At 62.4% G+C, this 25,496-nt stretch carries 25 protein-coding genes; 13 read left to right on the top strand and 12 right to left on the bottom strand.

Going from position 1 to position 25,496, the window contains the following annotated elements:
- Positions 1–792 carry an enoyl-CoA hydratase-related protein gene (locus tag AC1DSF_RS29625; protein ID WP_478128900.1) on the bottom strand — a complete coding sequence of 264 codons (792 nt, stop codon included), beginning with the start codon at positions 790–792 and terminating at the stop codon, positions 1–3.
- 37 nt (positions 793–829) lie between these two features.
- On the bottom strand, positions 830–1,996 hold the full coding sequence (locus AC1DSF_RS29620) for a CaiB/BaiF CoA transferase family protein (RefSeq protein ID WP_478128899.1): 1,167 nt from the start codon (positions 1,994–1,996) through the stop codon (positions 830–832).
- Between the two features lie 103 nt (positions 1,997–2,099).
- On the opposite strand from AC1DSF_RS29620, the gene AC1DSF_RS29615 reads away from it, so the two are divergent.
- The 3 genes from AC1DSF_RS29615 to AC1DSF_RS29605 are packed head-to-tail and all read left to right on the top strand — an operon-like array spanning position 2,100 to position 4,573.
- The gene (locus tag AC1DSF_RS29615) at positions 2,100–2,879 is read left to right on the top strand and encodes a VOC family protein (RefSeq protein ID WP_478128898.1); all 780 of its coding nucleotides are present in this window, start codon (positions 2,100–2,102) and stop codon (positions 2,877–2,879) included.
- 13 nt (positions 2,880–2,892) lie between these two features.
- The gene (locus tag AC1DSF_RS29610) at positions 2,893–4,089 is read left to right on the top strand and encodes an acyl-CoA dehydrogenase family protein (protein WP_478128897.1); all 1,197 of its coding nucleotides are present in this window, start codon (positions 2,893–2,895) and stop codon (positions 4,087–4,089) included.
- A gap of 52 nt (positions 4,090–4,141) precedes the next feature.
- Positions 4,142–4,573 carry a DUF1330 domain-containing protein gene (locus tag AC1DSF_RS29605; RefSeq protein ID WP_478128896.1) on the top strand — a complete coding sequence of 144 codons (432 nt, stop codon included), beginning with the start codon at positions 4,142–4,144 and terminating at the stop codon, positions 4,571–4,573.
- Between the two features lie 62 nt (positions 4,574–4,635).
- Here the strand turns inward: AC1DSF_RS29605 and AC1DSF_RS29600 are convergent, their stop codons facing one another.
- The gene (locus AC1DSF_RS29600; protein WP_478128895.1) at positions 4,636–5,646 is read right to left on the bottom strand and encodes a LysR family transcriptional regulator; all 1,011 of its coding nucleotides are present in this window, start codon (positions 5,644–5,646) and stop codon (positions 4,636–4,638) included.
- Positions 5,647–5,757: 111 nt separating this feature from the next.
- Between AC1DSF_RS29600 and AC1DSF_RS29595 the strand changes: the two genes are divergently transcribed.
- Both AC1DSF_RS29595 and AC1DSF_RS29590 read left to right on the top strand, forming a co-directional pair.
- Positions 5,758–6,837: an aromatic ring-hydroxylating dioxygenase subunit alpha gene (locus tag AC1DSF_RS29595; protein WP_478128894.1), complete on the top strand. Its 1,080-nt coding sequence runs from the start codon at positions 5,758–5,760 to the stop codon at positions 6,835–6,837.
- A gap of 15 nt (positions 6,838–6,852) precedes the next feature.
- Positions 6,853–7,989, top strand: coding sequence for an ABC transporter substrate-binding protein (locus tag AC1DSF_RS29590; RefSeq protein WP_478128893.1), 1,137 nt, complete (start codon positions 6,853–6,855; stop codon positions 7,987–7,989).
- Between the two features lie 206 nt (positions 7,990–8,195).
- Here AC1DSF_RS29590 and AC1DSF_RS29585 read toward each other — a convergent pair whose 3' ends face one another.
- From AC1DSF_RS29585 to AC1DSF_RS29575, 3 genes are read right to left on the bottom strand one after another with little or no spacing between them, the layout of a single operon-like run.
- On the bottom strand, positions 8,196–8,945 hold the full coding sequence (locus tag AC1DSF_RS29585) for a hypothetical protein (RefSeq protein ID WP_478128909.1): 750 nt from the start codon (positions 8,943–8,945) through the stop codon (positions 8,196–8,198).
- A 38-nt stretch (positions 8,946–8,983) separates the two neighbouring features.
- On the bottom strand, positions 8,984–9,529 hold the full coding sequence (locus tag AC1DSF_RS29580) for a flavin reductase family protein (RefSeq protein ID WP_478128892.1): 546 nt from the start codon (positions 9,527–9,529) through the stop codon (positions 8,984–8,986).
- Positions 9,530–9,544: 15 nt separating this feature from the next.
- Positions 9,545–10,819: an acyl-CoA dehydrogenase family protein gene (locus AC1DSF_RS29575; protein ID WP_478183971.1), complete on the bottom strand. Its 1,275-nt coding sequence runs from the start codon at positions 10,817–10,819 to the stop codon at positions 9,545–9,547.
- Positions 10,820–10,911: 92 nt separating this feature from the next.
- Between AC1DSF_RS29575 and AC1DSF_RS29570 the strand changes: the two genes are divergently transcribed.
- Together AC1DSF_RS29570 and AC1DSF_RS29565 are read left to right on the top strand one after the other, a co-directional pair.
- Entirely contained in the window at positions 10,912–11,481 is a 570-nt protein-coding gene (locus AC1DSF_RS29570; RefSeq protein WP_478146000.1) for a MarR family winged helix-turn-helix transcriptional regulator, read from the top strand.
- A gap of 115 nt (positions 11,482–11,596) precedes the next feature.
- Entirely contained in the window at positions 11,597–12,556 is a 960-nt protein-coding gene (locus AC1DSF_RS29565) for a LysR family transcriptional regulator (RefSeq protein ID WP_478145999.1), read from the top strand.
- A 34-nt stretch (positions 12,557–12,590) separates the two neighbouring features.
- Here AC1DSF_RS29565 and AC1DSF_RS29560 read toward each other — a convergent pair whose 3' ends face one another.
- Genes AC1DSF_RS29560 through AC1DSF_RS29545 form a run of 4 tightly spaced genes read right to left on the bottom strand, consistent with a single transcriptional unit; the run spans position 12,591 to position 15,843 of the window.
- On the bottom strand, positions 12,591–13,646 hold the full coding sequence (locus AC1DSF_RS29560; RefSeq protein WP_478145998.1) for a maleylacetate reductase: 1,056 nt from the start codon (positions 13,644–13,646) through the stop codon (positions 12,591–12,593).
- Positions 13,647–13,648: 2 nt separating this feature from the next.
- Positions 13,649–13,960, bottom strand: coding sequence for a Dabb family protein (locus tag AC1DSF_RS29555; protein WP_478128888.1), 312 nt, complete (start codon positions 13,958–13,960; stop codon positions 13,649–13,651).
- A gap of 4 nt (positions 13,961–13,964) precedes the next feature.
- Positions 13,965–14,834 carry an intradiol ring-cleavage dioxygenase gene (locus AC1DSF_RS29550; protein WP_478128887.1) on the bottom strand — a complete coding sequence of 290 codons (870 nt, stop codon included), beginning with the start codon at positions 14,832–14,834 and terminating at the stop codon, positions 13,965–13,967.
- Between the two features lie 31 nt (positions 14,835–14,865).
- A complete protein-coding gene (locus AC1DSF_RS29545; RefSeq protein ID WP_478145997.1) occupies positions 14,866–15,843 on the bottom strand; it encodes an amidohydrolase family protein in 978 nt (325 codons plus the stop codon).
- Positions 15,844–16,282: 439 nt separating this feature from the next.
- On the opposite strand from AC1DSF_RS29545, the gene AC1DSF_RS29540 reads away from it, so the two are divergent.
- The 6 genes from AC1DSF_RS29540 (at position 16,283) to AC1DSF_RS29515 (ending at position 23,761) form a co-directional block, all read left to right on the top strand.
- A complete protein-coding gene (locus AC1DSF_RS29540) occupies positions 16,283–17,677 on the top strand; it encodes an MFS transporter (protein WP_478145996.1) in 1,395 nt (464 codons plus the stop codon).
- 118 nt (positions 17,678–17,795) lie between these two features.
- Positions 17,796–18,215, top strand: a complete 420-nt coding sequence (locus tag AC1DSF_RS29535) for an ester cyclase (protein ID WP_478183970.1) — start codon at positions 17,796–17,798, stop codon at positions 18,213–18,215.
- 484 nt (positions 18,216–18,699) lie between these two features.
- Complete coding sequence (locus AC1DSF_RS29530) at positions 18,700–19,731, top strand: LysR family transcriptional regulator (RefSeq protein ID WP_478128883.1); 1,032 nt, start codon at positions 18,700–18,702, stop codon at positions 19,729–19,731.
- 107 nt (positions 19,732–19,838) lie between these two features.
- Positions 19,839–21,458, top strand: coding sequence for an AMP-binding protein (locus AC1DSF_RS29525; RefSeq protein ID WP_478128882.1), 1,620 nt, complete (start codon positions 19,839–19,841; stop codon positions 21,456–21,458).
- A gap of 1 nt (position 21,459) precedes the next feature.
- Positions 21,460–22,686, top strand: a complete 1,227-nt coding sequence (locus AC1DSF_RS29520; protein WP_478128881.1) for an acyl-CoA dehydrogenase family protein — start codon at positions 21,460–21,462, stop codon at positions 22,684–22,686.
- Between the two features lie 79 nt (positions 22,687–22,765).
- The gene (locus tag AC1DSF_RS29515) at positions 22,766–23,761 is read left to right on the top strand and encodes a Bug family tripartite tricarboxylate transporter substrate binding protein (protein WP_478128880.1); all 996 of its coding nucleotides are present in this window, start codon (positions 22,766–22,768) and stop codon (positions 23,759–23,761) included.
- A 61-nt stretch (positions 23,762–23,822) separates the two neighbouring features.
- On the opposite strand, the gene AC1DSF_RS29510 is transcribed toward AC1DSF_RS29515, so the two are convergent.
- Both AC1DSF_RS29510 and AC1DSF_RS29505 read right to left on the bottom strand, forming a co-directional pair.
- Complete coding sequence (locus tag AC1DSF_RS29510) at positions 23,823–25,313, bottom strand: NAD(P)(+) transhydrogenase (Re/Si-specific) subunit beta (RefSeq protein ID WP_478183969.1); 1,491 nt, start codon at positions 25,311–25,313, stop codon at positions 23,823–23,825.
- Between the two features lie 2 nt (positions 25,314–25,315).
- Positions 25,316–25,496, bottom strand: a 181-nt coding sequence (locus AC1DSF_RS29505; protein WP_478183968.1) for a proton-translocating transhydrogenase family protein, incomplete at its 5' end; no start/stop codon positions are given.

The raw sequence follows: 25,496 nt of genomic DNA, 5'->3' as shown, positions 1-25,496 counted from the left end.
TCAACGGTTGACGAACTTCGGCGCACGCTTCTCGACAAAGGCGCGGGCCGCTTCCTGGTGGTCTTCGGTCATGCCGCAGCGAATGTGGCGGATGGCCTCGTGGTCGAGTGCCTGCGCCAAGGTGGCGCCCTGCTCCGCTGCGTTGAGATTGGCCTTGATGTGACCGAGCGTGATTGAAGGCCCGTCGGCCAGTTGCTGCGCGAGAGCGCGCCCTTCGGCGTCGAGTTCGGCGTCCGGCACCACGCGCGTGACCAGTCCCAGCTGGAGCGCTTCGTCGGCCTTGAGCACGGGCGAGAGCAAAGCGAAGGCACGCGCCCGCTGCCCCAGCAGCTTGGTCAGGAAATAGGTGCTGCCGAAGTCGCCCGACAGGCCGACCTTGGCGAAGGCCGATGTGAGCTTGACCGTGTCGCTCGCCAACAGCAGATCGCACGCGAGCGCGAGCGACAAGCCGGCGCCGGCCGCTGCGCCGCGAACCACCGCGATAGTGGGCTTGGACATCTCGTGCAGCAGCCGCGAGCACTCCATGTGTTCGCGAAGCTGCAGGGTGCGGGATTCAAGCGTGTGGCGGGTCGCGTCGTCTTCGGCCATGGCCTTGACGTCACCGCCGGCACAGAAGGCGCGCCCTGCGCCCGTCAGAACGACGGCCCGCACTTCGTTGTCGACCGCGGCGCGGCGCAGCGCCGCAAGCAGCGCTTCGGTCATCGGCATGGTCAGCGCATTGAGGCGTTCCGGCCTGTTGAGGGTGAGCGTCAGTACGCCCGCTTCGAATCGTTCGATGAGCTCGGTGGTCAAGTGGGTGTCTCCTATTGTGGCTGCGTGTCGTTGATGTTCACCGGGTGGCAAGCGGGTCGGGTTCAAGCCCAAGCCACTGCTGGAGTACCTCGGCATTGTGTTCGCCGACTTCCGGCATGGCGCGCTCGATGGTGAGCGGAGTCGCCGAGAGATGAATGGTCACGCCCTGCACCGGCACGCTGGTGCCGCCGAAGGGGATGTCGGCGATGGCGCCTCGATGGCGAAGCTGAGGGTTGTCGACCACTTCGTCGATCGTCGCGATCTTGGCGCAGGGCACACCCTCGGCTTCGAGGCGGGCGACGATCTCATCCGCCTTGTGCGCGAGCATCCAGTCGGCCACGATGCTTTCCACTGCGTCACGATGTTCCAAGCGGGACGCCATCGACACGAAGCGCGGATCGTCCAGCAGCGCCGGATGCTTCATGGCCCGCACGACGCGTGGGAACATGTTGTCGTCGCCGCCCACGATCAGCACATAGCGGTCGTCGCCGGTGGCAAAAGTATTCGAAGGCGCCACGAAGCGGTCGCGGCTGCCGACGCGCGTCATGGTGGTACCGAAGAGCTTCTGCTGCGGGATCGCCGTCATGAGCAGCGATGCGGCGCTCTCCAGCAGCGAAACATCGACCAGTTGCCCCTGCCCCGTCGCATGCCGCGCATTGAGCGCAGCAAGGATGCCCAGCGCGGCATACATGCCCGTGGTGTAGTCGCACACGAAGGAGCCGATCATGGTCGGCGGCCCATCCTCGGCGCCCGTCATGTCCATCAGGCCGCTCATGGCCTGCGCGACGCCGTCGAAGCATTGCTTGTGAGCGAGCGGCCCGTCCTGGCCGAAGCCGGAGATGCGCGTCATCACGAGCCGCGGGTTGAGCGCGTGCACCGCATCCCATCCGAGGCCCATCTTTTCCATCGTGCCCGGACGGAAATTCTCGACCAGCACGTCGGCCTTCGCGATGAGGCTGCGCAGCAGACTGAGCCCACTCTCGCTGCGCAGGTCGAGCGCGAAGCTCTTCTTGTTGCGGTTGACGATGAAGGTATAGAGGCTCTGCCCGTTCACGGCCGGCAAGGCGCGGCGGGCGTATTCGCCCTCTCCCGGCGGCTCGATCTTCACCACTTCGGCGCCCATGTCGCCGAGCATCATGGCGCAGTACGGTCCAGCGATGAAGCGCGACAAATCCAGTACGCGCAGTCCGGCAAGCGATGTCATGAAAGGCGCCTTTGTCTCGTCTCGGTTGTGTTCTTGTCAGTTCTGTATTTGTTATATCATATTCCAACTCGCATCCAAGAACGATCACAAGGAGACAAACGTTTTGACAACGACTTTTCTGAGACTGCGCCAGCTCTGCCTGGTGGCCGCGCAACTGGCGCCGGTGGAAGAAGACCTGTGCGCCGTCTTCGGCGTGAAGGTCTGCCACCGCGATCCCGAGGTGGGGCAGTTCGGCTTGCACAACGCGCTGATGCCCTTCGGCAGCAGCTTTGTCGAGGTCGTCGCGCCGCTGCGCGAAGGCACCACGGCCGGGCGCTACATCGAGCGCCGCAAGGGCGATGGCGGCTACATGGTGATCCTGGACAGCGAGTCGCTGCCGCGCTGGCGGGCGCATGTCGACACGATCGGTGTGCGCATTGCCGCGCCGCTTGCGATCGGCGACTACGAGGGCATGCAACTGCATCCGCGCGACACGGGCGGTGCGCTGCTGGAGATCAACACCACGCGCAACGGCGCGGACCTGAACGGCCCCTACTGGCCTGCCGGACCGCACTGGCGCGATGCCGTCTCGGAACTTCATGTGCGGGGCATCACCGGCGCCGTGCTGCAGGCCCAAGACCCGGAGGCGCTGGCAACGCGCTGGGGCCGCATCCTCCAGCGTTCGGTCGAACGCGGGGACGGCGACTGGCACCTGCGGCTCGACAACGCCGCCCTTCGATTCGTCCCGCTGGGCGACGACCGCGGCGAAGGACTCGCAGGCATCGAACTGTCGGTTCGCGACGCGACCCCAATCCGCAGCGCCGCGCAGGCGCGCGGGCTCGCCAACGACAACACAAGCGTCTCGATCGGCGGCATCCGCTTTTCGCTGCACCCAAAGAACTGACGGAGAGTCATCCATGGAACTGGCCTTTTCGAAGGAAGAGCAAGCGTTTGCCGACGAGGTGCGCAGCTTCATCACCGAGAACCTGCCGCGTGACATCTCGCGGCGCGTGGAGCACGACCTGCACTTGCATCGCGAGGACTTCATGCGATGGCAGCAGATTCTGGGGCGGCGCGGATGGCACGCCTACACATGGCCGATCTCTCAAGGCGGGCCGGGCTGGAACGCCACGCAGCGCTACATCTTCGAGACCATCAGCGCCGAGCTGAACTGCCCGACGATCCAGCCCTTCGGGCCGCGCATGGTGGGGCCGGTGATCTTCAATTTCGGCAACGAGGCGCAGAAGGCGCAGCATCTGCCGGGCATTCGGGCATCGACGACCTGGTGGTGCCAGGGCTATTCGGAGCCCGCATCGGGCTCGGACCTCGCGTCGCTCGCCACGCGGGCCGAAGACCGTGGCGACCACTACCTCGTCAATGGCCAGAAGATCTGGACCTCCTACGCCCACTACGCCGACTGGATGTTCTGCCTGGTTCGCACCAGCCGCGAGGCCAAGGCGCAGCGAGGCATCTCTTTCGTGCTGATCGACATGAAGTCGCCCGGCATCGTCGTGCAGCCGATCCCGATGCTCGAAGGGACGCGTTCCTTCAACGCCGTGTTCCTCACTGACGTGAAGGTGCCCAAGGGCAATCTGGTCGGCGAGGAAGGCAGCGGCTGGACCTACGCGAAGTTCCTGCTCGAACATGAGCGCGTCGAGAATTCGAACATCGGCTTTTCCACCTTCGCCATGCGTCGCCTGCATCGCATCGCATCCGGCGTGCGCCACCGCGGCCGTCCGCTGATCCAGGACCCTGTGTTCCGCGCCAAGGTGTCGGCCGTCGAGTCGCAGCTGAAGGCGCTCGAAATCACGACACTGCGGGCGCTGTCGAGCATGGGAAGCGGCAGCTCCCCTGGCGCTGGACTGGCCTCGGCATTGAAGATTCGCGGCACCGAGATCGGACAGCGAATCACCGAGCTGATCTTCGAGGCGTCGGGGCCGAACGGGCAGGTGCTCGACCCGGCCCAGATGCGCGGCGAGGGGAACCTCGAAGGCATCGAGGCCAGCGTGCGCGGCGCGGCGCCCAACTACTTCTGGCGTCGCGCGATGTCGATCTACGGCGGCAGCAACGAGATCCAGCGCAACATCATCGCGAAGCAGGAGTTGGGGCTATAGGCGCGTGCCAGTCTGAAGGCCACTACATTGAAACTCGTCAAGGAGACGCAGGATGACGCAACCCGAAGAACGCATCGCCATCGATCCGACCCGTGAAAGCTTCAAAGGCCTCTTCGATCGTGTGCCGCCCGACTCGCCAGTGACCATGCTGAACCTGCTGGCCTTTCGCGAGCAGGCCGCTGACGCCCCCGGTGCGCCGCCGCGCTCCGGCCGCGCCGCCTATGCAGCCTACAGCGCGGGCGTGGCGCCGCTACTGGCGAGGGTGGGCGCGCGCGTGGTCTGGCAAGGCGGCGCGCTTCATGCCCTGGTGGCCCCCGCGGGCGAAGCCTGGGACGAGGTGCTGTTGGTGGAGTACCCGTCGCGCGATGCTTTCTCCGCCATGATCAAGTCGCCGGAATACAAGGCGGTCCTCCATCATCGGACTGCCGCCTTGAGCGACGCTCGTCTCATTGCCATGCGCAGTGCGAGGATTCCAAGCGCATGAGACGCTTGCGCAACTCTGTAACCGCACTTTCAACAGTTGTCAGCACGTCCACGTCGAGCTCACTACGAAGCACTGCCGGAGAGCCGCTTTGTCGCACCGCGAAGGTCCGTTCCGTAAAGCGCTGCCTCAACCTCACGCCATTCGTCGGATGCGTCGTTGAAGAGCGCAGAGCACTGACTTCGGAGCCATTGGCTACGGGCATCGTGATGCACCAACCGGTGCCAGTGCTGTTGCACCGAGAACGTCGGGGGATCGAACGGCAGGCCAAGCAACTGCACGGTGCCTAGCTGCGCAAACCGTGCGCCCGTGGCCAATGGCACCGTTGCCAGCAGATCAGTCTCTTCGATGATGGCTGGCAGACTCATGTGGTGCGGAGTGCTCAACACGATGTGACGCTTCAAACCGCGTTGCTCGAGGAACTTCTCAAAGAGATCGTTGCTTCGCGCGGGCGAAGCCACAACCGCGTGGCCGAACTTCAGGAACGCCTTCTCAGTCAACCGGCTGCCCTCCAAGGGATGGCCCTTGCGCACCATGCAGGCATAGGTGTGGACATACAAGCGCTGCTGAAAAAACGACTGCGAGCCGAGGTCCGGAAAGTACCCGAGCGCCAGATCGACTTCTCCCGCGGTCATGGCAGCCTGCAAAGGCCCGTGAGCGAGCGTCGAGCAAGCCACGCGGGCGCCAGGTGCGTGCTCCTGCAGGCGACGCAGCAATCTTGGGAGGAACACGATTTCGGCGACGTCTGCCATGGCAAGACGAAACTCGGTGCGGGTGGTGGCCGGATCGAAGCCAGGTTGCCCGAGCACGCCCTCTGCCACCTGCTCCAGGACAGATCGTGCGGTAGCAATCATGCGTTCTGCGCGCGGCGTCGGTGTCATGCCGTCGGCAGTGCGCACGAAAAGCGGGTCGTCGCAAAGTTGCCTCAACCTGGCCAGCGCACTGCTGAAGCCTGACTGGCTCATGTCCAGCGCGTCAGCCGCGTAGGTCACGCTCCGGGTGCTGTCCAGCGTGACCAGTACCCGGAGCAAGTTCAGGTCGAATGCGGTCGCAAAAGTCTTGTCTATCGATTTCACAGATAGTGATTCTCCGGTTCAGCGTATTGCACGATAGAGGGCCAATACCTAGAGTGGCCCTGCCCTGAACCTGAAGACAGGCGGCTCGATCCGCCGGGACGGAGACACACGATGTTTGTGAAGAACTGTTGGTACGTGGCCGCCTGGGACCACGAAGTGCTTGCCGACACTCTGTTGGCGCGCACGATCCTCGACCAGCCCGTGCTGGTGTACCGCCGAGCCGATGGCGTGGCGGTGGCAATGGACAACCGCTGTGCGCATCGCGGGGCGCCCCTGTCAATGGGGCGGCGCGAAGGTGACGCGATCCGCTGCATGTACCACGGCCTCAAGTTCGGCGCCGACGGTCGGTGCGCCGAAGTCCCAGGGCAAGAGAACATCCCGCCGCGACTGTGCGTTCGCAGCTATCCGGTGCAAGAGCGGGGCCGGTGGATCTGGATCTGGATGGGTGATCCACAGCGCGCTGATCCTGCGCTCATTCCTGACGCCTTCTCACTGAAGCACCCTGAATGGCGTTACAAGCCCGGCTACTTGCATTACGACACCGACTACCTGCTGATCTGCGACAACCTGCTGGACTTTTCGCATCTCTCGTATGTGCATGAGAAGACACTTGGCGGGTCGCCCAACATTGCCCAATCGCGCCCCGAGGTCACACGCCTCGATCGTGGCCTGCACGTCACGCGTGATGTGCGCGACACCGTGCCCGCCCCGTATCACGCACGCCTCGGCGGATTCACGGGGAAGGTGAACAGGCGCTTTGCATACGACTTCCTGGTGCCCGGTGTGTTGCTGATGCACGCTCACGTCAAGCCTGCGGACACGCCGCACGACGACATGACGGGAGCCCTCCAATTCCACAGTTGTCAGGCCCTGACGCCGGAGACCGCCGGCAGCACCCACTACTTCTTCATGCAAGCCCACAAGTTCCGCCTGGACGACGCCACCATCACAGAGTCGATCTATCAAAGCCTGTGCACCGCGTTCGAGGAGGACCGCCAGATCATCCAGGCGCAAAGCGACATGCTGGCTGCGACACCCGGCGGACAAATGCACCCCATCGCGGCCGACAAGGCACTGGCGCAGTTCCGTCGTCTGATACAGGAAATGTGCGGTGCAGAGCAGGAACAAGGCGCATCCGCGGCAGCAATGCCAGTGACGATTCGCGGGTCTGCGCTTGCGTCCAACCCATAACAGGAAGAGGCAACCATGAGAGTGAATTTGCGCATTGCCGCGTTCGCAGCGGCTGCATGGGCTGCGTTGCCAGCCCAGGCCGAGATCGTCATTGGCGCCAGCTTTTCAATCACCGGCCCTGCCGCCGCGCTTGGCATCGCGCCACGCAACACGATGCAGTTGTTCCCCGATCAGATCGGCGGCGAGAAAGTACGCATAGTCGTTCTGGACGATGCCACTGACTCGACCGGGGGTGCCAAGAACGCGCAACGTCTCGTCGCGGACGAGAAGGCCGACGTGATCGTCGGTTCCACCGCGAGCCCGCCTGCACTGGCGATTGCCCAAGTGGCGTTGGCATCGCAGACTGTGCAACTGGCTGCGGCGCCCATCGAACTTCCCGAAGGCGCGGATGCCTTCACCTTTCGCCTCCCACAGGGCATCGCCTTGATGGCTGAGGGCACCGTTGCGCAGATGAAAAAGTCTGGCGTCAAGTCCTTCGCCTTCCTGGGTTACTCCGATTCGTACGGCGAAAGCTGGCTGCGCGAAATGACCCGTTTCGCAGACAAGGAGGGCATCAAACTGGTAGCCGCCGAGCGCTTCTCACGCACGGACTCAAGCGCAACCTCGCAGGCGTTGAAGGTGCTGGCCCACAACCCCGACGCGGTGCTCGTGGTCGCGTCAGGCAGCGGCGCAGTGATGCCTCAGAAGGCCCTGGTTGATCGCGGCTACAAGGGCAAGGTCTACCAGACCTACAGCGCCGTTGCGCCCGACCTGCTGCGAATGGGCGGCAAGGATGTCGAAGGCACGCTGGGCTTGTCGGGGCCCGCGGTGGCGGCCGACCAGTTGCCCGACATTCATCCGTCGAAGAAGGTGGCGCTCGACTTCATCAAGCTCTACGAGTTGAAATTCGGTGCCGGAAGCTACAACCAGTTTGCGGCCAACGTCTGGGGTGCCAAGCTGCTCCTGGACAAGGCGATTCCTCTGGCGCTGAACAAGGCAAAGCCGGGCACTCTGGAGTTCCGCCTGGCGCTCAAGGAAGCACTTGAAGGCATGGGTGAAGTCGTTGTGCCGCAAGGCGTGCTGCGCTACAGCGCGAAAGACCACTATGGGTACGACAGTCGCGCGCGGTTCGTCCTGAGCGCCCAAGGAGGCGCCTGGCGTGGCATCGATTGATGCTCTGTAGCGCCGTTGCCAGGGCAAGCAGGTAGAAGTTGCAAGAGCTCTACCCAGAATTCGCGTTTGGAGCGTTTGCGGTCCTTGCGCCGATGCGCGCGTACTACCGTAGGCGACCATGACCTACCGTTCGCCGACGTCCGCTCTGGAGCGAGCTAGATTAACTTCGATGCGGGAGCGATTGAGCCGGTGTTCTACGCCGGCATTTACCCCCGCCCAAGGAAGCGTCGCACACGACTGACGTCCCCCTCAGCGACGGCAGCGCGTATGGCGGTACTTGATACGCGGACCCCGTCGAGGAAAAAGTCCTCCAACGTGGCCACCTCAAGGCCCACTTCGCAGCCCAGCGTCCTTAAAGTAGTTATGTCACCGCCTCGCTCAGCGCCGAAATGGAAATCCTTCCCGACCAACAGAGACCGAACCGCTAGCTGTCCGACAAGAACGTTAGCTACGAACGATTTAGGTGACATACCCGCGATGGCTTCAGTAAAGGGGAAGACGTAAAGCCTGTCGAGTGCCTGTGTTTCTTCGAGCAGTCGGATCTTGTCGCGTAGCGACGTTAGTCTGACTGGCGCGCGCGCTCCAAGGAAGTACTCGATGGGATGCGGATCGAACGTCAGGGCGCAGGCGGGCAATTGCCGCGCTGCTGCGTTCTGCTTCAATCTCTCGACGACTGCTCGGTGGCCGAGATGTACGCCGTCGAATTTGCCGATCGTGAGAGCGATGGGTGACTCTGATTCGACAGGAATATCGGATATGACTTCCATTTGCGCGTATCCCTTCTTTTCTGGCTCCAGAATCTCGCGACGATGATCCGGCCTCAGCGCCGTCGCCTTCATGCCAGGCACCATAGGCGCAGCAGCCGTCGTGGTGCTGCCCGGTTCAACACAACTTATCTCCGCGGGTGAGGTCGACGCATAGCATGCAGCCTGCGTGGTGCCGGTCGCGTCGACCATGCTCAACAGAGGAGGATTTTTCTCCTACCGCTGCTGAGCTATTGTGGCCGGGCCAGCGTATCGGCGAGCTCCCACAGCGACCCCATCTGCCCTGAATGAAAAAGCAAAGGTGGTATGTCCGTCCGCGAAAAGCCATCCACCCGCCCGAGGATGATCGTGTGATCTCCTTCCTGATGGCGCGAATACGTGGAGCATTCGAATGTTGCAACGCTGTGCAGCAGCTTTGCACATCCGTTGGATCCGATTTCGAACTCGTCAGCGAAGCGCTCGAACTTGTCTGGCGCAGGCTTCGCGAAATGCCAAGCGAGGTCGCGCTGCTCGGAACTCAACACGCTGAGGTTGAAAGGCCTTGCTGCTAAGAACGCGTCGGCGCTGCGAGTGTCGTCCCGAATGCTCCACAAGATCAAAGGTGGGTCGAGCGACACCGAGGAGAAGGAGTTGATTGTCATCCCCTCGCGCTTGCCGTCGGGCGTTGTGGTCGTGACGAGGCACACGCCCGTGGGGAATGCGCCCAGCGCCTGGCGGAGTTGGCGAGCGTCGACCGTGTCGGCCTCGTCGCCAGTGATGAGTGCCCAGGAGTACATGGTTGGCCTCCGCGATCAGTACTGTCCCTTGGGCTCCAGGCCGAGCAGGTATTGCCCCACCATCGAAGAAACTGCGTCCCAGTTGAGACTGATATGGCGAGAGATAGCGTTCGCATCGCGCCACATACGTTGAATGGGCTGATTCAGGGACAAGCCCGCACCCCCGACGCTGGCGAACACGGCCTCAACGGCATCGCGTGACAGACGTGCTGCGAAAGCGTGGTCTCGACGGTTTCGAATTCTTTGTTCGACACTGATCGTGTTGCCGTCGAGAGCCATTTGCTCGACTTGTGCGGTGTCCCGGTACAGCAGCAACCGCGCCGCATCGACGCTTGCGGATGCTTCGGCCAAGCGAGACTGGACAGGAAAGAACTCGCTCAGGCGATTGCCACCTCCAGATACGGCGCCGCGGGTGACCCGGCTGCCAGCCAATTCAATCATCTCGTCGACCGCACCTTGAGCAGTTCCGAGGATAGGAGACACCAGGCACACCGGCACCGCGGAGAGGAAAGGGATGCGATAGATCGGATTTGCGTTGACCTTGGTGCCCGGAGGGCAGTTGGACGAAGCTTCCGCGAACGTCAGTTTGCGGTGTGCCGGGATGAAAGTGGGCTTCTCGATCACGACGGCCTTCGAGCCCGTTCCCGCTTGGCCCGCTACATACCAGTTGTCTTCGATAGACCAATCGGATCGGGGAGCGAGCAGAAACCCAGCGGTGGGTGCCGCACCTTTCTCTTCGGGCGGAAACTGGACGCCGAGGAGAGCCCATTGAGAGTTGTCCACGTTGGATGCAAAAAGCCACTTGCCGTGCACAAGGTAGCCTCCGTCGACTTTCTCGGCCATGGTTGCCGGCGCGTATGAACCGCAGACGATGGCGCTGGGGTCTTTGCCCCACACGTCTTCCTGAGCTTGCTCGGGAAACGTGCCGACCAGCCACTGGTGGATGGCGCCCAAAGAACAGCCCCAAGACGATGAGGTGCAGCCGCGTGCAAGTTCGCTAACCACATCGATGAATGCAGTGAAACCGTACTCATAGCCGCCGTATCGGGCAGGTTGCATCAGCTTGAAGAAGCCCGCGTCATGAAAGGCCCGGGTGGTCTCGTCTGACACCCGGCGATCTTGTTCTGTTCGCTGCGCCCGGGCGCGCAGCACCGGGACGAGTTCACTTGCGGATGCAACTAATTGCCCGATCGGAGGGGCGTCAGCCACGGGCGACCTTCGGCCGGGCGCAGGGAGGTCAACGCGGTTCAGTTGTGCGAAGGGAGCAAAGCGGGCGGCGGATTCGGTCATGGAGGTCTCCAAGGTGCTACGGGTTGGGTGAGGCCTCAATTAAAGTCCATAATATTTGCAAACGCAATTAAAAAGAGCCTAGGGTTTACTCTATGATTCCGGCATCATTTGCTGTTAAATTCGCCTTTGTGAAACGAAAATCAGGTTCAGTGGTGCCCATCCAGCAGCATCGACCCAACGGTCGGTCGCCCTCAGAGTTGAATGCGTCTGCAGGAAAAAAGGAAGATCACGATCTGGAGCGTGCGATCCCTTACTTGCTTGCGCGCGCAGGAACACGAATGGGGCAGTCGTTCAGCAAGGAGCTCAAGCAGTTCAAGCTATCGCTGACCGAGTGGCGGGTTTGCGTTGCTCTGCATCACAAGGAGCACCAGCGCCTGTCGGATCTGGCACTGCATACATCAACGGACGCTTCCACGCTCTCAAGAGTGGTAGACGGTCTCTTGCAGCGGGGCATTCTCGTGCGCGAGCGATCGAACGAGGACGCTCGTGCAATCGCTCTCGGTTTGACGGAGGCGGGACGAGAGCTCACGCTCCGAATCATCCCGCTCGCGCAGCTGTACGAGCGCGTGTCGTTGTCTGGGTTGAGCGCCGTGCAGGCAGAGGCGCTTCGAGACATGCTCGCCATGGTCTACGACAACCTAGCGGTTTTGGATACCGAGTGAGGAAATGCGCTTTCCGCACAGGACATCAGTGCCCGACGGGGTGACTTGACGAAATTGCCCGGTGTTCGACTTGAGCGCCGAGCGTCTTCAAATAAAAAGTTTCGGAGACGGCAAAGTGAACATCATCGCGATCGACTTGAACCTCTTCCTTGTCTTTCAGGCGATCTACAACACGCGCAGCGTGACGCTTGCAGGTGATCGCCTTGGCATGACGCAATCCGCCGTGAGCAATGCTCTCAAGCGTATGCGCGAACGCTTCAACGACGTGCTGTTTGTGCGTTCGCCGGAGGGGATGGTCCCAACGCCAGTTGCCGAGCGCCTCATCACCCCCATAGAGGAAGGCCTTGCCTGCCTCGTGCATGCGGTCGATCAGGGGAGAACATTCGAAGCGGCATCATCGACCCGCTTGTTTCGGATCGCGGTCAATGACATTGGTCAGTTGGTCATGATGCCGGAGCTGCTCTCTGTCGCTCGCTCTATCGCACCGGGAGTTCGCTTCGAAACGGTGGATGTGTCAATGCCCGAAGCCAGACAGCGGATGCTCCATGGGCAGATCGACATCGCGCTCGGAAGTTGGGAGATGATGGGTCCATCCTTCTATCAGCAACGGCTATTCGATGAGACGTTCGTCGTCTTGATGTCCAAGTCCTCTCCTTTGGCCACCAGAAATCGCATCGACATCGAGGACTATCTTGCGGCCGAGCATGTGGCCTACCGACCCCAGGGGACAACCGATTTCCAGCTCCAGCAAACCCTCGGCAAGGCAGGGGCGCTGGACCGCCGACAAGTAGTCCTCACAGCCGCGCACTCACTTGGCTTGGCGTCGATCGTCGCCGCCTCCGGACTTCTCATGACGGCGCCGGCCCGGCTCGCGAAGGCGATGGTGGAGTCTCGTTCGGACCTGCGCAGCATCCCTGCGCCCTTCGAAGTGGTGCCCTTCGAGATTCACCAGCAGTGGCACGAGCGTTTCCACCAAGACAGCGGCAATCGCTGGTTGCGTGAATTGATATTCGGCCTCTTTCACGTGAAATCGCGTCTCGGTGACGTGCTGCGCCCTCAGGTTGAGTGCGCCTAATCTTCGACTAACGCGTCATCATGCTGCTGATCGGTCAGGGTGTTTCGCCTTCAAACGCACGACCCAGCAACTCTCGCAACGCGGCTCTCTCTAGCGGCCGCGGATTGGGGTATTGGTTCGATACAGCCAGGTCGGCAGCTTGGTCAAGTCCGCTAGAGACCATGCCGATGGATCTCAATGAGACGGGAGCTCCGTGCGATCTCGCAAGTTCAAACATGCCCGAGGGTGCATCCGCGACCATGAGCGCCTTGGCGATCCGGTCCATAGCCGCAGGCGCCGCCTTCGCGTTGTAGCGCAGTGCGTGCGGTAGCACCACTGTGTGCACTTCTGCATGCGGTAAGTCGAATGTCCCGCCTAGCGTATGACACAACTTGTGGTGCAGGCCCATCGACACGGCACCGAGTACAGTGCCGCAAAGCCAGGCGCCGTACAGCGCGGAGCTGCGAGCTGAGACATCGCGAGGATTCTGCTGCAGTGGATTCAGCGCCGCGGCGCAGGCGCGTATCCCCTCTTCAGCCATCAGCGCGATGACGGGATTGCCATCATGAGCGTACAGCCCCTCAGCTGCGTGGGCGATCGCGTTGATTGCACTGGTGACGGTGAGATCCAGGGGCAGCGACAGCGTGAGCATGGGGTCGTAGACCACGACCCGAGGAAGCACGCGGGGGTCTCGCCCGGTCTTCTTGAGGCCGTTCTCGGTGATTCCGTAAATCGGCGTGACTTCGCTGCCCGCGTATGTGGTCGGCACCGCAATGATGGGGAGACCGGCTTCGAGGGCGATCGCTTTTCCGAGTCCGACAGTAGAGCCACCTCCGATCGCCAATGCGCAGTCTGCGTCAAGTTCGACAGCGAGTGCGCGGGCCTTGCGCGCGGTCTCGATTGGCACGTGCATGACAGCTTCGTCGAAGATCGATGCGACACGGCCCGGGAGCCGCTCTGCAATCGCTTGAGCCTGATCGCGCTGGTTCGGCGTGCACATCACCAGTACGCGCTTGGCACCGAGGCGCTCAAGCTCCGCGGGGAGTTGATCAATGCTGTCAGGTCCAAAGACGATTCGCGATGCGTTCGCGGTGTAGACAAAGTTTTCCATCATTAGGCCGGGATGAGCAGATAGTCGACCTGGTGCCGGGAGACGCGTATGTCGCCAAGTTCGCGCTTGACGCGGAGGTGCTCAGGATGTGTCGCATAGGCGCTAAGGCTCTGCGCGTCCTGGAAAACGGTACACAGCCCCACGTCGCAGGCATAGTCGACGTGGCTCGTGTCAATGCCGACCTCAAGCTCGCGAAGGCCTGGGATCTTCCCCAGAAGTCCAATGAATGCGTCGCGCACTACGATGGAATTCCTGCTTCGCTCGGCGGCCGTCGCGCCGGCGACGCGCCACATGACAATGTGTTTGACCTCCATGGCCTTAGTCCTCCCGCGCATTGTTCAAGACGAAGTCGTATTCGAGGGTATAGAAAGGCACATCTGCCTGCGTTCCGTCTGGCGCCGTGCCCGGCTCATGGCGCTTCCAATCCGCGATGAGAGAAGAGCGCACGCCGAAGACAGCATCCGAATCCAGATAGGTCCCGCCTGAGCGGAATACGTGCGTGATCAGGGTCTGGTATCCGGGCGCCTGGATCATGAAGTGCAGGTGCGCCGGCCGCCAAGGGTGGCGCCCGACGGTCTCCAGCATCTGCCCCACCGGCCCGTCGTGAGGGATAGGGTAAGGAACGGCTACGATCGATTTGAAGTGATAGCGCCCATCGTCGCGAGTGGTCAGCCGACCCCTGCCTTGGGCGTGGTCGAGCCCGGGGCGCTGTACATCGTACGAACCTTCATCGTCCGATTGCCACACATCCATCTCTGCATTGGCGATCGGCTCGCCGTGGATTCCGCGGACGATCCCGCTGACAAAACAAGGTTCGCCGGTTGCGCCGTTGGAGATGTCATCGCCGTTGTTGTAGGTCGGCGCATCGTGCACGAAGAAGGGCCCGAACACGGTCGCTTCCGTGCATCCGCTGGGCCTTCGGTTGCACTGAGCTGTGACCAGTGTAGAAAGGCCCAGAACATCGGACAGGAGGATGAACTCTTGTCGCTTGTCATCGGTGATCTTCCCAACGCGGGTAAGAAAGTCGATCCCTGCGGACCATTCCTCTTCGGTGAGTTGAATCTCCCGTGCGAAGTCATGAAGGTGTCGCACAAGGCTGTCCATCACCGTCTTGAGGCGGGAATGGGATGCTCCCGCTTGCGCCTTCAGCACGGCACCGGTGATGGTCCATTCGTCAATGTCAATCATTTGATCTCCATGCTCGGCGGGCGAGCCTGTGCTACTTGAGCTTGAACAACGACATCGCGTTCGTCCGGCCGATCTTCGTGCGGTCCGCCTCACTGATGCTCGCGTCGTTGAACCAGTTCGAGGCGTGATCAACGTTCTCGAAGGGCCAATCGGTCGAGAACAGGATGCGGTCCGAACCGATTTCCAGCATCGCATCGATCAGCGTCTGGGTGCGGAAGTTGCCCGAGGTCGTGAGGTAGAAGTTCTCCTGGAAGTATTCGCAAAGCTTGCGCTTCGCGGGGTATCCCTTGGGTGCCTTCACCCAGGCATTGCGATGATCCACTCGCCACATGTTGTACGGTAGCCCCTCGCCCAGGTGCCCAAGAATGATCTTGAGGGCGGGATGGCGGTCGAAAAGCCCACTTGCCATGAGGCGCAGAGCGTGCACTGCGGTTTCCTGAGCAAACGCCCAAGTGGGTCCGAGCAGCCACGGGTGGCCATCGTAGATCTGCGCCCAACTTTGCAAGGGATTGCGCGGATGCAGATAGAACGGCGCATCGAGACGTTCGGCTACGTCCCAGAACGATTCATATTGCGGCGCATCGTAGTAGACGACATTGTCTGGCGACCCGACTTGCGAGAAGCCATTGACCAAGGCTCCGCGAAAGCCGAGGTCCCTCATGCATCGCTCGAGCTCCTGTGCTGCCTTCTCGGGGTCCTGCATGGGGAGGGCTGCAAAAGCCTGGAAACGGTCGGGTCTCTTTGCGACTTGCTCCGCTAGAAAGTCGTTCGCCCGGACAGCAAGCTCGTAAGCCTTCTTCGGATCAGGTACCGCTTGGACCGCAGGCGCGTTTAGCGAGAGGATCATCATTTCCATGCCGTTCTCGTCCATCTGATGCAGGCGCTTGTCGTGGATGTCGAGCAGACGACTGCTAAGTTCGGTCCAGTAGTCACCGGGCACGAATCCAGCTGAATCCTGCAACGTCTCTTGAATTGCAAAGTGCTCCTCGAGGCCGATTTTTCCTTGCATGCGTATCTCCTATGTTCGGCCATAGCCGAGGCCGATTGATTGATGGCAGTTCCACAGTGGCGCTTGCCTTGCTGATCAATGTAATGAGGCCCGGTGCCCTCGGTCGAACGAATTTCCGTGATAGCGAGCATTTGGGAATCGCATGGAGGAAAGGTCGAATGACCGAACCACTCGAACGGCTCGAACGGCGTGGGTTTGACGCGCGCGCGCCCACGACAGCGCCAAGATCGCCTGACTCGCCGTTCCCTTGGGTAGACCCACCCCATCATTTCCAGATTGCATACGGGACATCAAGAAAATCCGTTGGACCCGACAACGCATGGTGCCGATCATCGGAAGCCTCGCAAACTGCACATTCACGCGAGGCACAGCCTGCGGCTCCCGCCGACGCGCACGCTCTGCCGAATCGTTCCTAGGCATCCCATCGGAGACAAGATTCATGCGCCAAATCGACCTTCATCAACTGGCCGACGATGCCAGGTTCAACCGCTTTCACGGCCTTGTGCTTTTTTGGTGTGCGTTGATCATCGTGTTCGACGGATACGACTTGTCTGTCGTGGGCATCGCACTGCCCTCCATCATGGCAAAGATGGGTGTAGACGCGACCAACGCTGGTTTCATGGTCAGTTCTGCGCTGTTCGGCATGATGTTTGGGGCAATCTTCCTCGGCACCATCGCCGACAAAATCGGCCGCCGCTGGGCCATCTCGATCTGTGTGGGCCTCTTCAGTGTGTTCACTGCCGCAGCCGGACTGGCTAACGATCCGGTGACGTTTGGCACCTTCCGCTTCTTCGCGGGACTGGGTATCGGCGGTGTGATGCCGAATGTTGTGGCGCAGATGACCGAATACTCCCCGAAGAAGATTCGCGCGACCCTCGTCACACTGATGTTCAGCGGTTACGCAGTCGGAGGAATCGTGGCATCCCTGCTCGGCAAAGGTCTTATCGAATCGTATGGTTGGCAATCGGTATTCTTTGCGGCCGGCATACCGATACTGCTGATTCCGCTCATCCTGAAGTCCGTGCCGGAATCGATGCCATTCTTGCTCGCCAAGGGTCGAACTGAGGAGTTGAAGAACATCGTCGGGAGGCTTGATCCGAGTTACAAGCCATTGCCCACTGATCAGTTCGTGGTTCCAGCGAAGGACAGGGCCGACAGTGCGCCGATTAAGCATCTCTTCTACGACGGCCGTGGCTTCAGCACGGTCATGTTCTGGGTCGCCTTTTTCATGTGCCTTTTCATGGTCTTCGCGCTGAGCTCTTGGCTGACGAAGCTGATGGCCAGCGCAGGCTATAGCCTCGGTTCGGCACTAACGTTTGTGCTGGTGCTGAATGTGGGCGCCATGCTGGGGGCGATCGTCGGCGGCTGGCTCGCTGATCGGTTCCACATCAAGTTCGTGCTTGCCGGCATGTATGCGTTGGCGGCTATCTCCTTGGCTCTGCTCGGCTACAAGATGCCGACTCCTGTGCTCTTCCTTCTCATCGGACTAGCTGGCGCGTCAACAATTGGAACCCAGATCGTAGCCAACGCTTACACGGGACAGTTCTATCCGATGGCCGTACGCTCCACGGGCCTTGGTTGGGCGTTGGGCGTTGGCCGCAGCGGGGCGATCCTGGCGCCAATTTTGATTGGCGTATTGGTGGGCATGAACCTGCCGCTGCAGCAGAACTTCATCGCCATCGCCATCCCGGCCGTCATTGGAATGATCGCGGTTCTCTTGATCAATCACGATCGATCGGCTTCGGAGCGGCGGGCTGACGTGAGCTCTGGTGTGGATCCCAGCGCGACGGTTGCGGTAGTGCGCGTCGAAAACGGGATGAGCCGGCATGCGTAGCAGCCCGGGGCCCTTCGGCGAGCAGCATGGCATCTCACAAGCACAGTCGCTGCTGCGCCGTTGCGGTGGGACGGCGATTGGACCGGACGATCCAAATTCGACAACTTGAAAGAGCAAGATGAACCCCGAGGCTATTAAACAATTGATGCACAGATTCACCGAGTTCATCAACACGGCCGATGAGCGCCTCGCGAAGGAACTCATCGCCAAGGATGCGGTTTTTCATGTGCCGACGCAGACCACGCCATTGCTGGGTCCTGCGGGGTACTTGTTCATTGTCGCGATGATGCGCGGAGGCTTCCCGGACGTGCAGTGGACCCTTGAAGAGATGATCGCGGAAGGCGACAAGGTCGCTGCGCGCTTCACGATGCGCGGCACGCATCGGGGCACCTTCTTAGGAATTCCAGCGACTGAGAAGCGGATCCAAGTGCAGGCGATGAACTTCTATCGGTGGTCCAACGGGCAAATTTCGGGGGAACGCGGCCAGCCCGACATGCTCGGGCTTCTACAGCAGATTGGTGCATTACCGACACCCTGAAGATCTATGAGCCGCCCCTTCCTAATGGCTCGCCAGGGGCGCACCTCGACTTGCCTGAATACATGGCAGACAAGATGCGCACATTCCGCGCCTCAAAGGCACGTCGTTGGACGCCACAAAATGCGTGCGTGTCCGCCGTTCGGATACCGCAGCCTGACTGCTGCTCGGAACGAACGTCCGCTATTCGGCGCCCAATCGCGCGGGCTCGATGTCTCCTCAGGGGCCCATCCCTGTTGTTCGCCCTTCGCGCATGAACGACAACAACCAGCCTTTTCCTGCCACGGCCATACGCGCCCTAGTCACCTGATCAACGATCTGGCCAATCGCGGTCCGTGGACACGGCAGAGGTAGCCAAAGACGACGTGCAAGCCTGGTGCTCAGGAAGCATCGCTGTAGAGAAGTGACTATGTGCAAACGGGCAAACGTCCGCGTCTCGAGAACTGAGCAAGAATGCTTCATTCACCAGCATTTCATATCCGCGCCCGTGGACCTGCGCACTCTCCGCTATTTCATCACCGTTCTTGAAGCCGGCAGCCTTTCGCGCGCTGCGGGCAGCCTCTACATCGCTCAGCCCGCTCTGACGGCGCAGATCAAAAAGCTCGAGGCGGAATTGGGCGCGCAGCTTTTCGATCGATCGCACGCCGGCGTCACACCCACACAGGCCGGCGTGCAGCTTTATGAAGATGCGCGCCGTCTGCTGAGTGATGCCGACGCGGTGCGCGAGCGAATCCAGCGCCTTCCGCAGGGGCCGGAAGGCTCGGTCACTGTGGCGCTGCCTTTTCTGCTGGCGTCGCTGCTCATGGGGCCTGTGCTTGGCGCGCTGAAGATCTCGCACCCGCGCATCCGCGTCTTTGTCTTGGACGACCTGAGTCTCGGCGTGAAGAAGGCCATGCTGGACCGGCGCGCGGACCTGGGCGTGCTGGTTGATTCGCCGCAGGTGGAAGGCTTGCAGTGCAGACTGCTGGTGCGCGAAGCCATGTACTTCTGCGGTCACGATGAGGACGGCAGCGTGCGTCGCATGCTGCACAAACCCGGCTCTGCGAATACGGCGAAAGCAGCAAAGCCGGCCCGCCAAAAAAAGAAACCGGCGAGCAGCAGCGACAGCAGCCAACGCCCCGAGATCGATTTTTCCGACGCGGTCGCCCAACCTCTGGTACTGCAATCACGTCGCTTCGCCATCCGTCGAGGGGTGGAGGATGCAGCGGCCGGTCTGGGCCTGTCGCTGAACATCGCGCACGAACAAGACTCCACCCGTGTGATTCGCTCCCTCTACTTGAACGGCGCTGGCTTCACATTCACCCCGGCCTGCGCGCTGAACGACCAGCCGCCACCGCGCCCGAACTGGGTCGTTGCACGCGTCGCAAAGCCCGACCTGCAGCGCACCTATTCGCTGGCCATGCCGGCGGGCAAGCCAATGGACGCGGCAACGCAGGTCGTCAGAGACACCCTCGTCGAACACATAAAGCAGATGATCGAATCGGGCACGTGGGAGGCCGAATGGCTGGCCCGAAGCTGACCAGCCCATCAATTCCGTTGATCCCTGTAGATCAACAAACGGTATTTCCCTGATACCCGGCCTTCTGGAACAGTCGAATCAAGCCCCAAGGCACCGCGCCAGCGGGCATGTTCCAGGAGACACCCATCACTACCCCGATTTCCTTTTCCGCCGCGGCGCAACGGCCCGTTGCCAACGTCGGTGCACTGGTATCGCGAAGCGCTCGCGCCTACGCGAGCCGCGTCGCCATCAAGACCGCCACGCGCAGCCTCAGCTATGCCGAGCTCGAGCGCCGCTCCAACCGTCTGGCCAATGCGCTCCTTGGCATGGGCTTGAAGCGCGGCGACCGCGTGGGCATCTACCTGCCCAACCGGCCCGAGATCGTGGAAGTGGAACTGGCCTGCTACAAGGCCGGGCTCATCAAGGCACCCTTCAACGCACGGCTTTCTCCGTCCGAAGTGGGCGAGATCGCGGCCAACAGCGATGCGGCCGTCATCGTCACCACGGCCGCGCGGGTCGAGTCCTTCGGGTCGCACATCCGCGGCGCGATGCCACACCTGCTGCTGGTGGATGAACAGCCTGCCGCCAGCGGCGAATCCAGTTCGTACGAACACGCGCTGGCCCGCGCAAGCGACGCCTTCGAGCCGGTGGCGGTCACGGCCGACGAGGTCGCGGTGCTTCACTACACATCAGGTTCATCCGGCGTGCTCAAGGCGGCGATGCAGACCTTCGGCAACCGGCTGGCGCAATTGCGCAAGTTCCTGCTGCGCTCCGAGGGCATGAACGAAGGTTCGGTGCTCGGACTGGTGGGCCCGATCACCCACGCATCGGGCATGCAACTGGTGCCGGCGTTGTGCAGCGGCGTGACGATCCGCTTGTTCGACAGCTTCGAGCCCGGTCGCTTCATTGCGGATATGCGCGCCGACCGCGTCACGCACACCTTCATGGTGCCGACGATGATCAACATGCTGCTGGGCGAGTTGGAAGGGCAATACCGTCCGTTGCCGGATCTGGTACGCCTGGGCTATGGCGCTGCACCGATGGCGCCCGCGCGCATCTTGCGGGCGATGGACGTGTTCGGGCCGGTGCTGTCGCAAGGCTATGGCGCGGGCGAGACGACCTCGGGCGTGTGCGCGCTCAGCGTCGCCGATCACCTGTACGCCCGCGCTGCGCGACCCGAACGCCTGGCGTCGTGCGGCAGGCCCTTGCTGGAATGCGACGTGCAGATCCTCGACGACAACGCCCTGCCTGTGGCCACCGGCGAAATCGGCGAGATCGTGGTGGGCGGCGAAGACGTCTTTGCCGGCTACTGGCGCGCGCCCGAACTCACCGCCGAGGTGCTCAAGAACGGCCGCTATCACACCGGCGACCTGGCGCGGATGGACGAGGAAGGCTTCGTCTACATCGTCGATCGCAAGAAGGACATGGTCATCAGCGGGGGCTTCAATGTGTATCCCTCGGAGGTCGAGGCGGTGCTCTACCAGCACGAGGCGATCAAGGAAGCCTGCGTGTTCGCCATTCCCGACGACAAGTGGGGCGAGGCGGTGGCGGCGCATGTAGTGCTCAAGCCCGGCCGGCCGGCGGACGCTCGCCTGCTCGATGCCTTCTGCGGGGAGCGCCTGGCTGGCTTCAAACGCCCGCGTCACATCGAATTCGTCGCCCAGCTGCCCAAGAACCCGAACGGCAAGGTGATGCGCAAGGCAGTTCAGGCGCCCTACTGGGCCGGACAAGAACGAATGGTGAACTGAGATGGACACAACGACTCCCAACGTGAAGGTGCCCGCACCTTTCTTCGCGGGCCCTTTTGAAGGCTCCGAGCGCGCCGCCGAGATCATCGAGCGCGTGCAGCAGTACCTGCATGGCGAGTTGGCCGACCTGGCACGCGAACACAAGGTCGACCAGGAGCACGGCGCGCCGCGCGAGCTGCTGCAGCACGTGTGGCGGCGCTCGCGCGAGCTGGGCTTCTATGGCATGACGCTGCCCTCCAAGATGGGTGGCCTGGGCCTGTCCGTGCTGGACCACGTACTGATCAAGGAAGCCATCTATGCCACGGGCTCGCCCTTTGCGCCGCACGTGTTTGGCGAGCTGAGTGGCCCGCCGCGCGTGGGCGCACTGGCACGCCAAGCCACGCCCGAGCAGATGCGCGACTTCATCATCCCGGTGGCACAGGCCGAGAAGGCGATCTGCTTCGCATTGACTGAGGCGGAGGCGGGCTCCGACGCTGGCGCGGTCCAGACGCACGCTGTGCGGGATGGCGACCACTTCGTCATCACCGGCCGCAAGCGCTTCATTTCGGGCTCGCCCTTCGCCGACTATGCAGTGTTGATGGCTTCCACCGCCGCGGACCCGTCACGCGAACGGGAGGTCTCCGCGTTCTTCGTGGACTTGAACGCGCCCGGCGTGCGGGTGGAGGCTGGCTACAAGACCATGGCCGGACAGAGCAGCACTGGCGACATCGTGTTCGAAGCCGCTCGCGTGCCAGCCGCAAACCTGATCGGCGAGCCGGGCCGCGGCCTGGCGCTGGCCCTGGGGCGCATCACGGTCAACCGGCTCCTGCACTGCCCTGCGATGGTGGGCCTGGCCACCGTGGCGCTTCGCGACGCCCGCGACTACGCTATGCAGCGCAAGCAGTTCGGCCGTGCAATCGGCCAGTTCCAGGCCATCCAGCACATGCTGGCCGAGGCCGCCACCGAGTTGGCCGCGGCCCGCGCGCTGATGATCAACACCGCGCGCCAGATCGACCTGGGCGCCGAGGCTCGCGCAGAGGCGTCGATGGCGAAGCTGTTTTGCTCGGAGACCGCCTTCCGGGTGGCTGACAAGGCGGTGCAGGTGCATGGCGGCGAAGGCATCGTGCAAGGCCGCCGCGTGGAGTTTCTCTTTCGGATGCTGCGCATGTACCGCGTGCTGACCGGCACCAGCGAGATCCAAAAGAACACCATCGCCAAGGAACTGCTCGGCGAGTTGCCGGCGCGCTAAAAGCGCGCCGGTGCGGGCGCCACTGAGGCCCGCACGGCTTTTCCCTTTCCCCTACAAAAGACTGATGGAGACGAGAGACATGAGAGACATCACCCGGCGAACATTGCTGCGCCGCGGCACCGTGGCTGCCGCACTGCTTCCTTTTGCAACGCCATACGCCGTCCTGGCGCAGCAGGACCCCTACCCCAACCACGCCATCAAGTGGGTGGTGCCCTATCTGGCCGGCACAGGTCCTGACATCACCACGCGCATCCTGGCGGAGGCCGTGTCGCCCATCCTCGGTCAGCCGGTCGTCATCGACAACCGCGCGGGCGCGGCGGGCAACATCGGAGCACGCGTGGTTGCCAAGGCACCAGCCGACGGGTACACGTGGATCTATTCCGCAGCGCCGATGGCGGCGAATATGCTCATGTACAAGAGCCCTGGCTACGACGCGTTGAAGGACTTCCGCCACATCATGCGACTGACCAGCTCCGACATCGTGGTTGTGGTGAGTAGCCGGTCGAACATCCGCACCATGCACGAGCTGGTGGCCCAGGCGAAGGCCAACAAGGGGCAAATGAACTACGCATCGGGCGGCGTGGGAACGCCGTCACACCTGGGCGTGGAGATGATGCTCACGTCCGCCGGTGCGCAAGCGACGCATGTGCCTTACAAGGGGGCATCGGAACTGGTCAATGCCGTGATTGGCGACCAGGTGACCTTTGGGGCGCCCATCTTCAGCGTCGCTTATCCACTCGTCAAGGCCGGCCAGCTTCGTGCGTTGGCCGTGGCGGGTTCCAAACGCAACCCCACGCTGCCCGACGTGCCCACGTTGGCCGAGGCGGGCATCAAGGGCGCCGAGTTGACATCGTGGGGCGGAATCTCCGTGCCGGCAGGCACACCTGATGCGGTGGTGGACAAAATCCGGGCGGCCTTTCAGCAGGCGCTGGCCCAGCCCAAGGTGATTGCCGCGCTTCAGCAGCAAGGCGGCCTCGTCGACATCCAGGATTCGGCCGGTTACATCCAGGGTTTCAAACACGAAATGAGTTTCACCGAGGCCATGATGAAGAAGGTGGGGATAGAGCCGATGTAGGCAGCAAGCCAGCGATCGAGCGCTTGGCATCCGTCGTCTCTCACAGGCGTGGCATGTTTGTTTATTCGATCGCCTTGGCCATGTCCTCGACCACCTTCTTGGCGTCGCCGAACACCATCATGGTCTTGTCCATGTAGAACAACTCGTTGTCCAGGCCCGCATAGCCCGCGGCCATGCTGCGCTTGTTCACGATCACCGTCTTGGCCTTGTAGGCCTCCAGGATCGGCATGCCGTAGATGGATGTGCCCTTTTGCAGCGCTGCCGGGTTCACCACGTCGTTGGCGCCCAGGATGATCGCCACGTCGGCCTGGCCGAACTCTCCGTTGATGTCTTCCATCTCGAAGACCTGGTCATAGGGCACTTCCGCCTCGGCCAGCAGCACGTTCATGTGCCCGGGCATGCGGCCTGCGACGGGGTGGATCGCGTACTTGACCGTCACGCCATGCTCGGTGAGCTTCTGCGCGAGTTCCTTGACCGCGTGCTGCGCGCGTGCCACCGCAAGGCCGTAGCCCGGCACGATGATGACCGTCTCGGCGTTGGAGAGCACGAAGGCCGCATCGTCCGCACTGCCGCTCTTGACCGGGCGCTGCTCCTTCGCGCCGCCCGCGCCGGCGGCGGCCGCCTCGCCGCCGAAGCCGCCCAGAATCACGTTGAAGAACGAGCGGTTCATCGCCTTGCACATGATGTAGCTCAGGATCGCGCCGGAGCTTCCGACCAGGCTGCCCGCGACGATCAGCATCGCGTTGTTCAGGCTGAAGCCGATGCCCGCGGCCGCCCAGCCCGAGTAGCTGTTGAGCATCGAGACCACCACCGGCATGTCCGCCCCGCCGATCGGGATGATGATGAGCACGCCCATCACGAAGGCGAGGATCAGCATYGCCAGGAAGGCCGCCCAGCTCTCGGTGGCCATGTAGACCAGGCCCAGGGCGATGGTCAGCAGCCCCAGCACSAGGTTGAGCATGTGCTGGCCCTTGAACTGCACCGGAGCACCCTGGAACAGGCGGAACTTGTACTTGCCCGAGAGCTTGCCGAAGGCGATGACCGAGCCGCTGAAGGTGATCGCGCCGATGGCCGCCCCCAGGAAGAGTTCGAGCCGGTTGCCCGCGGGGATCGCATAGCGCAGGAAGCCGTCCACGATCATCGCGCCTTCGGGCGTGTTGACGGTGCCCGAGGCCGCAACCGGCAGCGGCGTGATGCCGAAGGCCCAGGGCTCGACCACCGCCGCCACGGCGATGAAGACAGCTGCCAGGCCGATCATGCTGTGGAAGAAGGCCACCAGTTCGGGCATCTGGGTCATCTCGACCGTCTTGGCGCGGTAGGCCCCGTAGCCGCCGCCCACCACCAGCCCGAGCAGCACCCAGCCCAGGCCGATGAGCCTGCCGCCGGAGAGCTGCACGATCAGCGCGCCGGTAGTCAGGATGGCGATCGCCATGCCGACCATGCCGAAGAGGTTGCCGCGGATCGAGGTGGTGGGGTGGGAGAGGCCCTTCAGAGCCTGGATGAAGCAGACACTGGCGATCAGGTACAGCAGCGTGACGACATTCATCGACATGATCAGTGTCCCCCCGCCTTGGCGGCGTCACCGGCAGCGGGCACCTTCTTGTCCTTCTTCTTGAACATCTCCAGCATGCGCCGGGTCACCAGGAACCCGCCGAAGACGTTGACCGCGGCCAGAGCGACCGCGAGCACGCCCATGGTCTTGCCAAGGCCCGTCTCAGTGAGCGCGGCGGCCAGC

This window comes from Variovorax sp. 01N429 (genome assembly GCF_056399425.1).
Note: the sequence above shows the minus strand (reverse complement) of the source record. Positions and strands in the feature narration are given on the sequence as shown.